General features: G+C 59.5%; 11 protein-coding genes and 1 pseudogene. 11 read left to right on the forward strand and 1 reads right to left on the reverse strand.

What is annotated here, in order from left to right:
* The first annotated feature begins 81 nt into the window (after positions 1 to 81).
* From eat to V3W39_RS33180, 8 genes are all read left to right on the forward strand, one after another.
* Positions 82 to 1,515 carry an ethanolamine permease gene (gene eat, locus V3W39_RS33145; RefSeq protein WP_177043288.1) on the forward strand — a complete coding sequence of 478 codons (1,434 nt, stop codon included), beginning with the start codon at positions 82 to 84 and terminating at the stop codon, positions 1,513 to 1,515.
* Between the two features lie 64 nt (positions 1,516 to 1,579).
* Positions 1,580 to 2,974 (forward strand): ethanolamine ammonia-lyase subunit EutB, encoded by a 1,395-nt coding sequence (locus tag V3W39_RS33150; RefSeq protein ID WP_177043287.1) that lies wholly within the window; start codon positions 1,580 to 1,582, stop codon positions 2,972 to 2,974.
* Positions 2,971 to 3,819, forward strand: a complete 849-nt coding sequence (eutC, locus tag V3W39_RS33155) for an ethanolamine ammonia-lyase subunit EutC (protein WP_177078038.1) — start codon at positions 2,971 to 2,973, stop codon at positions 3,817 to 3,819. The genes V3W39_RS33150 and eutC overlap by 4 nt, the downstream gene beginning before the upstream one ends.
* 92 nt (positions 3,820 to 3,911) lie before the next feature.
* Positions 3,912 to 4,370: a GNAT family N-acetyltransferase gene (locus tag V3W39_RS33160; RefSeq protein WP_167665715.1), complete on the forward strand. Its 459-nt coding sequence runs from the start codon at positions 3,912 to 3,914 to the stop codon at positions 4,368 to 4,370.
* 240 nt (positions 4,371 to 4,610) lie between these two features.
* A complete protein-coding gene (locus V3W39_RS33165) occupies positions 4,611 to 5,267 on the forward strand; it encodes a DedA family protein (RefSeq protein WP_177043285.1) in 657 nt (218 codons plus the stop codon).
* A gap of 6 nt (positions 5,268 to 5,273) precedes the next feature.
* Positions 5,274 to 6,104, forward strand: coding sequence for a zinc-dependent peptidase (locus tag V3W39_RS33170; RefSeq protein ID WP_177078042.1), 831 nt, complete (start codon positions 5,274 to 5,276; stop codon positions 6,102 to 6,104).
* A gap of 93 nt (positions 6,105 to 6,197) precedes the next feature.
* On the forward strand, positions 6,198 to 6,725 hold the full coding sequence (gene ppa, locus V3W39_RS33175; RefSeq protein ID WP_003219382.1) for an inorganic diphosphatase: 528 nt from the start codon (positions 6,198 to 6,200) through the stop codon (positions 6,723 to 6,725).
* Positions 6,726 to 6,939: 214 nt separating this feature from the next.
* Positions 6,940 to 7,716, forward strand: coding sequence for a LexA family transcriptional regulator (locus tag V3W39_RS33180; protein ID WP_177043283.1), 777 nt, complete (start codon positions 6,940 to 6,942; stop codon positions 7,714 to 7,716).
* A gap of 235 nt (positions 7,717 to 7,951) precedes the next feature.
* Here the strand turns inward: V3W39_RS33180 and V3W39_RS33185 are convergent, their stop codons facing one another.
* On the reverse strand, positions 7,952 to 8,263 hold the full coding sequence (locus V3W39_RS33185; protein WP_010174728.1) for a DUF6124 family protein: 312 nt from the start codon (positions 8,261 to 8,263) through the stop codon (positions 7,952 to 7,954).
* Between the two features lie 402 nt (positions 8,264 to 8,665).
* Here V3W39_RS33185 and V3W39_RS33190 point away from each other — a divergent pair, with 402 nt between their 5' ends.
* The 3 genes and pseudogenes from V3W39_RS33190 to V3W39_RS33200 all read left to right on the forward strand — a co-directional run.
* Entirely contained in the window at positions 8,666 to 9,310 is a 645-nt protein-coding gene (locus V3W39_RS33190; RefSeq protein WP_330214153.1) for an NAD(P)H-dependent oxidoreductase, read from the forward strand.
* Positions 9,249 to 9,641: a MerR family transcriptional regulator gene (locus V3W39_RS33195; RefSeq protein WP_177113551.1), complete on the forward strand. Its 393-nt coding sequence runs from the start codon at positions 9,249 to 9,251 to the stop codon at positions 9,639 to 9,641. The genes V3W39_RS33190 and V3W39_RS33195 overlap by 62 nt, the downstream gene beginning before the upstream one ends.
* Positions 9,642 to 9,788: 147 nt before the next feature.
* Positions 9,789 to 11,048 (forward strand): annotated as a pseudogene (locus tag V3W39_RS33200) (type IV secretion protein Rhs); the annotation flags it as partial.

An 11,048-nucleotide genomic window follows, 5' to 3' on the forward strand; every position in this document is an offset into this window, starting at 1 on the left:
GTTGAACTTCGCACAGTCGTTGCTACTTCATCCGGCACAAAGATGCCGAATTAGAACAATAACAATGGACGGTACTTTCACATGCCCAGCGAACCCACTGGCTCTTCCGTCGACTTCGAAAAAGTCGGCACCGAATACTTCCAACAACGAGAACTGAAAAAAGGCGCTGCCGGCTGGGTGCTTCTGGTCGGTCTCGGCGTTGCCTACGTGATCTCCGGCGACTACGCCGGCTGGAACTTCGGCCTGGCCCAGGGTGGCTGGGGCGGCATGTTCCTCGCCACACTGCTGATGGCCACCATGTACCTGTGCATGTGTTTCTCCCTGGCCGAACTGTCTTCCATGATTCCTACCGCAGGCGGCGGCTACGGCTTTGCCCGCAGCGCGTTCGGCCCCTGGGGCGGGTTCCTCACCGGCACCGCGATCCTCATCGAATATGCCATCGCCCCCGCCGCCATCGCGGTGTTTATCGGTGCCTATTGCGAGTCGCTGTTCGGCATCGGCGGCTGGATGATCTACCTGGCGTTCTACATTATCTTTATCGGCATCCACATTTTCGGCGTGGGTGAAGCGTTGAAGCTGATGTTTGTGATTACCGCCGTCGCCGCGATCGCCCTGGGCGTGTTCCTGGTGGCGATGGTGCCGCACTTCAGTGTCGCCAACCTGCTGGACATCCCGGTGACCGAGGCCAAGGGCGCCAGCACTTTCCTGCCCTTCGGTTATGTCGGCGTGTGGGCGGCGATTCCCTATGCGATCTGGTTCTTCCTGGCCGTCGAAGGCGTACCGCTGGCCGCCGAAGAAACCAAGAACCCTAAACGCGACCTGCCGCGCGGCCTGATCGGCGCCATTGTGGTGCTGACCAGTTTCGCCCTGCTGATTTTGGTGATCGCCCCGGGCGGTGCTGGTGCCTATGCGCTGATGGCGTCGGGCAATCCGCTGGTGGAAGCCTTGTCCAAGGCATACGGCGGCTCCACGTGGATGGGCCACTTCGTCAATCTGGTGGGCCTGGCCGGGTTGATCGCGAGCTTCTTCTCGATCATCTACGCCTACTCCCGGCAGATCTTCGCCCTGTCCCGCGCCGGCTACCTGCCGCGCAAGCTCTCGCAGACCAACAAAAGCAAGGCGCCGGTCCTGGCCCTGGTGATCCCCGGCATCATCGGGTTTGGCCTGTCGCTGACCGGACAGGGTGATTTGCTGATCCTGGTGGCGGTGTTTGGCGCGACCATTTCCTACGTACTGATGATGGCCGCACACATCACCTTGCGCATCCGCCGCCCCAAAATGGATCGCCCATACCGCACTCCGGGCGGCATCTTCACCTCGGGCGTCGCGCTGGTACTGGCGTGCATCGCCGTTGTGGCGGGCTTCCTGGTGGATCCGCGCGTGGTGATTGGCGCTGCGATCATCTATGGAGTATTAATTGCTTACTTTGCTTTCTACAGTCGGCATCACTTGGTAGCAGGCACGCCGGAAGAAGAATTTGCGGCGATCCAGGCCGCAGAGGCCGCCTTGCACTAAACGCCGTAAACCTCGGTGCGGGCGCTTTACTCACATTCTGCCCGCACCGACAAGGAGACTCTGTATGGCAAGCTTTTCCCACGCGGTGGGTGCATCGACCTACCGCTTCGACAGCCTCAAGGACGTGATGGCCAAGGCCAGCCCGGCACGCTCCGGAGATTTTCTGGCCGGCGTTGCCGCCCAGAACGACGGCGAGCGGGTCGCGGCGCAAATGGCCCTGGCCAATATTCCGCTGAAGCACTTTCTTGAAGAAGCGCTGATCCCGTACGAAAGCGACGAAGTCACCCGGCTGATCATCGACACCCACGATAAACAGGCGTTTTCGGTGGTCAGCCACCTGACCGTCGGCGGCCTGCGGGACTGGCTGCTCAGCGACGCAGCCGATGAACAAAGCCTGCGCGCCCTGGCGCCCGGCCTGACCCCGGAAATGGCCGCGGCCGTGTCGAAGATCATGCGCGTGCAGGACCTGGTGCTGGTGTCGCAGAAGATCCGGGTTGTCACACAGTTTCGCGGCACAATGGGCCTGCGCGGGCGCCTGTCCACGCGCCTGCAACCCAACCACCCCACCGATGAACCGGCAGGCATCGCCGCCAGCATTCTCGACGGCCTGCTCTACGGCAACGGCGACGCGATGATCGGCATCAACCCGGCCACCGACAGCATCGCCTCGATCTGCGCCATGCTGGAAATGCTCGACGCAATCATCCAGCGCTACGAAATCCCCACCCAGGCTTGCGTGCTGACCCACGTCACCACCTCCATCGAGGCCATCAACCGTGGCGTGCCGCTGGACCTGGTGTTTCAGTCGATCGCTGGCACCGAGGCGGCCAACGCCAGTTTCGGCATCAGCCTGAGCGTGCTGCAGGAAGGCTACGAGGCGGGCCTGAGCCTGAATCGCGGCACCCTCGGGCAAAACCTGATGTACTTCGAAACCGGCCAGGGCAGCGCCTTGTCGGCCAACGCGCACTTTGGCGTCGACCAGCAAACCTGCGAAACCCGAGCCTACGCCGTGGCTCGGCACTTCAAGCCATTTTTGGTGAATACGGTCGTAGGATTTATCGGCCCCGAGTACCTGTACAACGGCAAACAGATCATCCGCGCCGGCCTCGAAGACCACTTCTGCGGCAAGCTGCTGGGCGTGCCGATGGGCTGCGACATCTGCTACACCAACCACGCCGAAGCCGACCAGGACGACATGGACACCCTGCTCACCCTGCTGGGCGTGGCCGGGATCAACTTCATCATGGGCATCCCGGGCTCCGACGACATCATGCTCAACTACCAGACCACCTCGTTCCACGACGCGCTCTACGCCCGGCAAACATTGGGTTTAAAGCCAGCGCCGGAGTTTGAACAGTGGCTGGCGAAAATGGGCATCTTCACGCAAGCCGACGGCAAGGTGCACTTCGGCAACAGCCTGCCACCGGCATTCCGTCACGCCTTGGCGCAATTGGGATGAAGAAGGAACCGCCTGTGCACATCGACACCCCGGAAAACAACGTGGACAACCCGTGGCTGGAACTGCGGCGCCTGACTCCGGCGCGGATTGCCCTGGGCCGTACCGGCACCAGCATTCCCACCGGCGCGCAGCTGGATTTCCAGTTCGCCCACGCTCAAGCGCGGGACGCTGTACACCTGCCGTTTGATCATGCAGGACTGAGCAGCCAACTGGCAGAACGTGGCCGTGACAGCCTGTTGTTGCACAGCGCCGCTGTCGACCGCCACAGCTACCTGCAACGCCCGGACCTGGGGCGGCGCCTGAGTGATGAATCCGCCCAGACATTGCGGGACTACGCCGACGCCAACCCGGGCGGCGTGGACCTGGCGGTGGTGGTGGCCGACGGTTTGTCGGCCCTCGCGGTGCATAAACACACGCTGCCGTTTCTGACACGCATGGAAGAACAAACCCACGCTGAAGGCTGGTCCCTGTCACCGGTGATTCTGGTTGAACAAGGGCGCGTCGCCGTCGCCGATGAAGTCGGCCAGTTGCTGGGGGCGAAAATGGTGGTGATCCTGATCGGCGAGCGGCCGGGGCTCAGTTCACCGGACAGCCTGGGGCTGTATTTCACCTACAACCCCAAGGTCGGCCTCACCGACGCGTACCGCAACTGCATCTCCAATGTGCGGCTGGAAGGCTTGAGCTACGGCATGGCGGCGCATCGCCTGCTTTACTTGATGCGTGAGGCCTGCCGACGGCAGTTGTCGGGGGTCAACCTCAAGGATGAAGCGCAGGTACAAACCCTCGAGTCGGATGATCCCGACCTGATGAAAGGCAACTTCCTGCTCAGCCCGCCGAAGGACTGATCCCTGCACGATTGCGCTTTTTCTCCGCTTTAGGCAGCATCGAGACACGGCCGCTCGTGTGGTCATACCCCATTTGGAAGTTGAGGCCTGGCATGCGGATAACTCAAGCGACCCTGGAACACCTGGACCTGTTGACCCCGCTTTTCGTCAAATACCGCGAGTTCTACGGCGCACTGCCCTTCCCCGATTCAAGCCGTGCCTTCCTGGAAAAACGCCTGCGCCGCAAGGAGTCGGTGATCTACCTGGCGCTGGCCGACGATGACGACAAGAAACTGCTCGGTTTCTGCCAGCTGTACCCCAGCTTTTCATCGCTGTCGCTCAAGCGCGTGTGGATCCTCAACGACATCTACGTGGCCGAGGATGCTCGCCGGCAGTTGGTGGCCGACAACCTGATGCGCACCGCAAAGAAGATGGCCAAGGAAACTCACGCCGTGCGCTTGCGGGTCTCCACCAGCAGCGACAACCAGGTGGCGCAAAAAACCTACGAGTCCATCGGCTTTCGGGAAGACACCGAGTTCAAGAACTACGTGCTGCCCATCAGCGATGACTGACATCTATTAACCAAACCTCATACATCTGTTGTGGGAGCCCCCTCCCACACGGACTCTGTGTCTACAATACGATCGATGTCGCGACATTCCCCGCTACAAAACCAACACGCTTTTCACGACTCTATCCGTATAATGCGGACCTTTCAGGGTCGTAAGAAATAAGCCACAACCTTGTAGCCCTTATTACCCGAAGCCTCCGCACAGGCCCGCTGAGCCAGGCCATTCACACAGGTGCCATCCATGGATTTCAACCCGCTCGACCTTATCCTGCATCTCGACGTGTACCTCGACATGCTGGTGAGAAACTACGGAGTGTGGATCTACGCCATTCTGTTCCTGGTTATCTTTTGCGAAACAGGCCTGGTGGTCATGCCATTCCTGCCGGGTGATTCCTTGCTGTTCATCGCAGGCGCCATCGCAGCAGGCGGCGGCATGGACCCGGTATTGTTGGGCGGCTTGCTGATGCTCGCGGCCATCCTGGGTGACAGCACCAACTACGTGATAGGACGAACGGCCGGGGAACGCTTGTTCAGCAACCCCAACTCGAAAATCTTCCGCCGCGACTACCTGCAGAAAACCCACGATTTCTACGACAAGCACGGCGGCAAAACCGTGACCCTGGCGCGCTTCCTGCCGATCCTGCGGACTTTCGCACCGTTCGTCGCCGGCATCGCCAAAATGCCTTACCCGCGCTTCTTCGGTTTCAGCGTATTCGGCACCATCCTTTGGGTGGGCGGCCTGGTGACACTGGGCTACTTCTTCGGCAACGTACCGTTCATCAAGAAAAACCTGTCGCTGCTGGTGGTGTTCATCATCCTGCTGTCGCTGGTACCGATGATCATCGGCGTGTTCCGCAGCCGCTTCGGCCGCAGCTCCACCGAAGCCAAGCCGCAGTAACCGGCGATGTGGTCCCTCAGCGCCTGGCGTCGCCGGCGCCTGCTGGCCAAGCACCCGATTGCCGATGAAATGTGGCAGCGGGTGCGCCACCACCTGACCTTCCTCGACGGCATCACCGCAGAAGAAGACCAGTGGCTGCGGGAAGCCTGTGTGGTGTTCCTGGCTGAAAAACACCTCACCGCCCTGCCCGGCGTCGACCTGCACCAGGAACAACGCCTGCTGCTCGCCGCCCAGGCGCAATTGCCGCTGATGAACCTTGGCGACCTTGACTGGTACCAGGGCTTCCACGAGATCGTGCTGTACCCCGACGACTTCCTGAGCCCCCAGCGCCATCGCGACGCCAGCGGCGTGGAACACGAGTGGGACGGCGAACACAGCGGCGAAGCCTGGCAACAAGGCCCCGTGATCCTCGCCTGGCCCGGCGTACTGGCCAGCGGCAACTGGGAAGGCTACAACCTGGTGATCCACGAGCTGGCCCACAAGCTGGACATGCTCAACGGCGACGCCAACGGCCTGCCGCCGCTGCACCACGACATGCGCGTGCAGGAATGGGCCAGCGTCATGCAGAGCGCCTTCGACGACCTCAACCGCCAGCTCGACCGCAACCCGAACGCTGAAACCGCCATCGACCCCTACGCCGCGGAAAACCCGGCGGAGTTCTTTGCCGTCACCAGCGAATATTTCTTCAGTGCCCCGGATTTACTGGCCAGCACTTATCCACAGGTGTACGAACAACTGAGCCACTTCTACCGCCAGGACCCGTTGGCGCGCCTGCACCAACTGCAGACCGGCGACGTGCGGTATCAGACTGAACGCCAGGCGCCCTACGACGTCTGACGCATGGCATCGGCGTCAGAATATGCCTATAATCGCCGCCACTTTTAGGCCAATCCGGCCATGTTTCATGGCCAACTACGGGGGCAACGCCCAATGAGCTACAGCAAGATTCCGGCTGGCAAAGACCTGCCGAACGACATCTACGTCGCCATCGAGATTCCGGCCAACCACGCGCCGATCAAATACGAAATCGACAAAGACAGCGACTGCCTGTTCGTTGACCGTTTCATGGCCACCCCGATGTTCTACCCGGCCAACTACGGTTTCATCCCAAACACCCTGGCTGACGACGGTGACCCCCTCGACGTGCTGGTCGTGACCCCTTACCCGGTTACCCCAGGTTCGGTTATCCGCGCACGCCCGGTCGGCATCCTGAACATGACTGACGATGGCGGCGGCGATGCCAAAGTTATCGCAGTACCCCACGACAAGCTGTCCCAGCTGTACGTCGACGTGAAGGAATACACCGACCTGCCGCCACTGCTGCTGGAACAGATCAAACACTTCTTCGAGAACTACAAAGACCTCGAAAAAGGCAAGTGGGTGAAGATCGACGGTTGGGGCAACGCAGACGCCGCCCGCGCCGAGATCCTGAAGTCGGTCGCTGCCTACAAAGGCTGATACCGCTACTCGCTCTAAAAAAGCCCCGATTATTCGGGGCTTTTTTTGTGGGAAAAATATAAACATCCGACCACACTAATAAACACTTTTACAGAGCGTGTTTAACTAGTTTAGTTAACTAACAGAATAAGCCTTCAATAAGGAAACACCTACATACGGCAACTCAACGCATGGTTTATTTGATCTGATTTTACGGCCAGTAAACTCTGCGTTTATGAATACATCAGGTGATCGCTTAAGAGCGCTATTAAGGGAAGTTCATCTTTCCGCTTCCGACTTCGCCAAGAACCGCGATGTTACGCCTCAGCACGTAAACAACTGGTTCAAACGCGGCGTCCCCATGGGCCGTCTCAACGAGTTCGCAGAACTGCTGTGCGTCACCAGCCGTTGGCTGCGCACAGGCGAAGGCCCCAAACATCCACCCGCCAACTTCCTGCTGGAAGGATCCGATGCAGACCACACACACCGTATCGCCCGTGAGCAGACCGGCAACTACATCGCCCACCCGGTCTCAACCCCGGTAAAAATCGACGTGGAGATACCCCTCCACCCCACCTTCACCTCAACCGAAAGCATCCGCCTCTCCCTGCACACCCTTGAAACCATCGGCGTAAACCCCGAGCGCGCCCTCGGCGCCTACATGGTCGGCAACAGCATGATCGACATCATCCAGGACGGTAGCACCCTTGCCATCGACTGCGGCCGCAAACAGATTATCGATGGCGAGATTTATGCGGTAGAACACGACGGAATGTTGCGCATCAAATACCTCTACAACCGGCCTGGAGGCGGACTGCGGATGCGCAGCCACAACAGCGCCGAACATCCGGACGAGTTTTTGACCTACGAACAGCGGCATGAACAGAACTTTGAAATTCTGGGTTGGGTGTTCTGGTGGGCGACACTGAATAACCGCCGCCCGCCAGTGCCGCTGGATGAGCATTTATTGGGCTACGAAGGCTCTAAATCGGATCCGAAGCTGGGAAATTGAAGGGAATGTGGGTATTATGCGCCGCACATTTGGCAGGGGGTTGGTGTAAAGCCGGTCCGCCCTGCCTGGCGATGCGGAGGAGTTCCCGCTGATGCCCCTATCACCTGGACGCAAGTCTGGGTGAACGATTTGAAGGCTGGTGAGGTTTACCAAAAATAAGCTGAACCAGTCCCCGAGAAGCCGGCCACAAGCCGGCTTTTTAATGCCTGGAAGAAACTCGGGGCGAGAAGTCAACTCACCTCGGCTGCAAACAATCCAGCGCTCGATCCACCACCACCTTCGACATTTCCACCAAATGCATCACCGCCCGCTGCGAACCATTCAGCGGCTCGGTCGACGCCTGGGCGGTCGCTACGGCGCAATGCAACAGCTCGGCAGCATGAGCCAGAGCATCTTCGAAACTCAGTTCGTCATCAACGGTAAACGGGTTGGGTGAAGGCTGCGCATCCGGCGCTTTGAGGTAGCGATCAATCACTCGGCGCGAGGCATCAGTGTCGCGGAGTAAGGCTTTATGGAAGGCGGGTGGGTCGGGGGTAACTTTGACCATGGTAGAACTCCTAGCAGTGAGTTGAACCACTAACTTCTCGCGACTAAACGATCAGAAGGTGGCAGCTGTACGCAGGTTAGTCGACCGGCCGCTAGGCACCGGCGCACCCGAAGGTGCCCTGCGCACAGCCACCATAAAGTGCAGGCGATAAATACCTGGCTTTGAGATGGCGCTGTGCGCCTAGCGTTGTCCGGGCGACTAAACCCGATCACCGAATATGCAGTGACGGAACGCAGACTAGTCGCGGGATTTTGCTGGCGCAAGCGCTTGGAATTCTCTAGGAAACGTCCTGCAAATGAAAGGGATGAGTCTTCCTGGCCATTCCCAATCACTGCCACTTCTTGACTCTCCCCCTAAGGTCACACCTCACCCTGAAATCCTATCTTTCAGGACTCCACCACCATGAGCCAACGCATCCTGGTCATCCTCGGCCACCCTTCCAGCACCAGCTTCTGCTCTGCCCTCACCGACGCCTACGTCACCAGCGCCAAAACTGCCGGCCACGAAGTACGCGTCCTGCGCCTGGGTGACCTGACGTTCGACCCCATCCTGCACAACGGCTACAGCCAGGTCCAACCTCTGGAACCCGACCTGCTCAGCGCCCAGTCCGACATCCTGTGGGCCAATCATCTGACGTTTGTTTTCCCCATCTGGTGGGGTGGCATTTCGGCATTGATGAAGGGTTTTATCGACCGGATTTTCCTGTCCGGTTTCGCCTTCAAATACCGCAAGGGCAAGGCCTTCCCCGACAAACTCCTGAAGGGTAGAACCGCGCATTTGCTGGTGACCCTCGACACGCCGCCGTGGTATTACAGGTGGTTCTACCGCATGCCCGCGCTGCATCAGATGCGCAAGACGACGCTGGCGTTTTGTGGCATCCAGCCGATCAAGACGTTGCAGTTCGGACCGGTGCTGGGCTCCACGCCGGCGCAGCGGGAACAGTGGCTGAAACAGGCCGGCGCACTTTTTGGGAAAAGGACTTTTCATGTACATCGGCAAAGCCGCGCAGTTGTCGGGCACCACGATCAAGGCGATTCGTCACTATGAGGCGATCGGCCTGTTGCCGCCGCCGCAACGGGAAGGTCGTTATCGAATTTACTCCGCAGAGAGCGTCGATCTGCTGACGTTCATCAAGTGTGCTCAGCAGTTGGGTTTCAAGCTCAAGGAGTTGCAGGCGATTCTGGGTGGACATCACGGTGATGGGTTGCCCTGGGAGCTTGCGGACAAAGCGATCGCCAGCAAGAAGCAGGAGCTGGTGCGGCAGATTGAGGCGTTGCAGAAGATGCACGGGGGGCTGGTCGAGTTTGAGGCCAGTCTCAAGGATGCTCAGGGCCAATGCACCGCACCACTGAAAACGCCACTGCCGTCAATGAGCTGAATCTCTGTTTTACGTAGTGCCGGGCAGCCGCTCGGCACGGAAAAAATCGCCCTCCTCGTAAGCCCAATCTGATTTTCCGGACCACTCGTCCAGCCCTCATTTTGCTGTTGCAGACTCCGACGCCTCCCCTTTGCAGAGACGTCACGGATGACTGCTTCTTCGTCCCACATTGCCCATATCGAACATGAACTGGATGGCTTTCATCAGAGCCTGGCGGTGTATCGCCAGCAGGTGGGCGCCTGGTATTCGCAGGCGTTGGACAAGGTCAGTCATGCAGCAGATTTTCCGTCATTGCTGGGGATGGATCGGGTCATTCGGGTGGGGGACTCGAGCAAGTCGGTGAGCATGGCCGATGACAATTTCTCGACGGTGGTGCGTTGTGAGGTGGGCGGCTTACTGGAGATCGAGAGCAAGTTTGAGTCGGTGTATGACGTACCGCTGGGAGGTATCCCGATTGAGGTGATTGGGCTGGATGACGGCAGCGCTACCGTGGTCATGCTCGATGAACAGGGGAAAGGCTCTCACCCCTGCGTGGCCGGCAAGCGCTACCGGATACGGGTGCAAGGCGGTGTTTCGGACGAGCAGGTCGAGGCGCTGTTTTCGTCTTACGACGGTTTGACCGCTGACCTGGAAAGCTGGCTTCGCAAGCAATGGAACGGTTTCAAGCCGCATTGGGAACGGTCCACTTCGAGCGCGATTGGCACTGGCGTGCTGGCGGGAAGTTGGGCGGCGATTACTGGTGTATGGGACGCCATCAAGCAGGTGCAGGAGATCTTCAAGGATCCGGGCCAGTTGTTTGAAAGCCTGGGGGCGAAAGCCAACGAGTTGATTGAGCTGGCCCAAACTGCGCCAAAGCTCATGGAACAGGCGATGTTGCTGGCCAGTGATGAGGCGGCGCTGTACCTGATGTTGCGCACGGCGATGATTTGGCTGTCGGCGTTACCACCAAGTGAGGTTGCAGGGAGTACGGCCGAGGCGGTGGCCGGGTTTGTGGTGTCGTTGCTGATCGATTTGTTGGTGGCGGCTTTGCTGACGGTTGTTCTGCCGGCGGCGGGCATCGCTTATTTGAGCTCGCGTGCGCTCAGGTATGGCGCTCGGATTGTTGAGGCGGCCATTCGGTTTGTGAAGGGCATATTCAGTGTTCTTCAGAGCTTTATGGGGACAGTGGGACGGTACAAGACAGTAGCGGTTCGGGGCGCCGTTGAGGGGTTGAAAAAGGGTGGTGTGCAGATGCGCTGGGGGCCGCGTCAGAACACCGTGGTTCGGGAGAAAGCGCATGTTGATGATGTGCCTTCCTCTGCGAAGAACCCTGGCGGTGATGCGGTCGCTCCGGCAGACAAGACCGCAACCAATGGCTGCCCGGTGTCGATGGTTACCGGTGAGGAACTGCTGACTCTCACCGACGGC

The sequence above is a fragment of the Pseudomonas sp. Z18(2022) genome, from assembly GCF_036346535.1.
GTDB classification, from domain to species: domain Bacteria; phylum Pseudomonadota; class Gammaproteobacteria; order Pseudomonadales; family Pseudomonadaceae; genus Aquipseudomonas; species Aquipseudomonas yamanorum_A.

Bases quoted from the DNA above. Each gene is read 5' to 3' on its own strand.
- V3W39_RS33190 (WP_330214153.1), top strand. From the start codon at position 8,666: ATGAGCCAACGCATCCTGGTCATCCTCGGCCACCCTTCCAGCACCAGC.
- V3W39_RS33150 (WP_177043287.1), top strand. From the start codon at position 1,580: ATGGCAAGCTTTTCCCACGCGGTGGGTGCATCGACCTACCGCTTCGAC.
- V3W39_RS33170 (WP_177078042.1), top strand. From the start codon at position 5,274: ATGTGGTCCCTCAGCGCCTGGCGTCGCCGGCGCCTGCTGGCCAAGCAC.
- ppa (WP_003219382.1), top strand. From the start codon at position 6,198: ATGAGCTACAGCAAGATTCCGGCTGGCAAAGACCTGCCGAACGACATC.
- V3W39_RS33195 (WP_177113551.1), top strand. From the start codon at position 9,249: ATGTACATCGGCAAAGCCGCGCAGTTGTCGGGCACCACGATCAAGGCG.
- eutC (WP_177078038.1), top strand. From the start codon at position 2,971: ATGAAGAAGGAACCGCCTGTGCACATCGACACCCCGGAAAACAACGTG.
- eat (WP_177043288.1), top strand. From the start codon at position 82: ATGCCCAGCGAACCCACTGGCTCTTCCGTCGACTTCGAAAAAGTCGGC.
- V3W39_RS33185 (WP_010174728.1), bottom strand. From the start codon at position 8,263: ATGGTCAAAGTTACCCCCGACCCACCCGCCTTCCATAAAGCCTTACTC.
- V3W39_RS33160 (WP_167665715.1), top strand. From the start codon at position 3,912: ATGCGGATAACTCAAGCGACCCTGGAACACCTGGACCTGTTGACCCCG.
- V3W39_RS33180 (WP_177043283.1), top strand. From the start codon at position 6,940: ATGAATACATCAGGTGATCGCTTAAGAGCGCTATTAAGGGAAGTTCAT.
- V3W39_RS33165 (WP_177043285.1), top strand. From the start codon at position 4,611: ATGGATTTCAACCCGCTCGACCTTATCCTGCATCTCGACGTGTACCTC.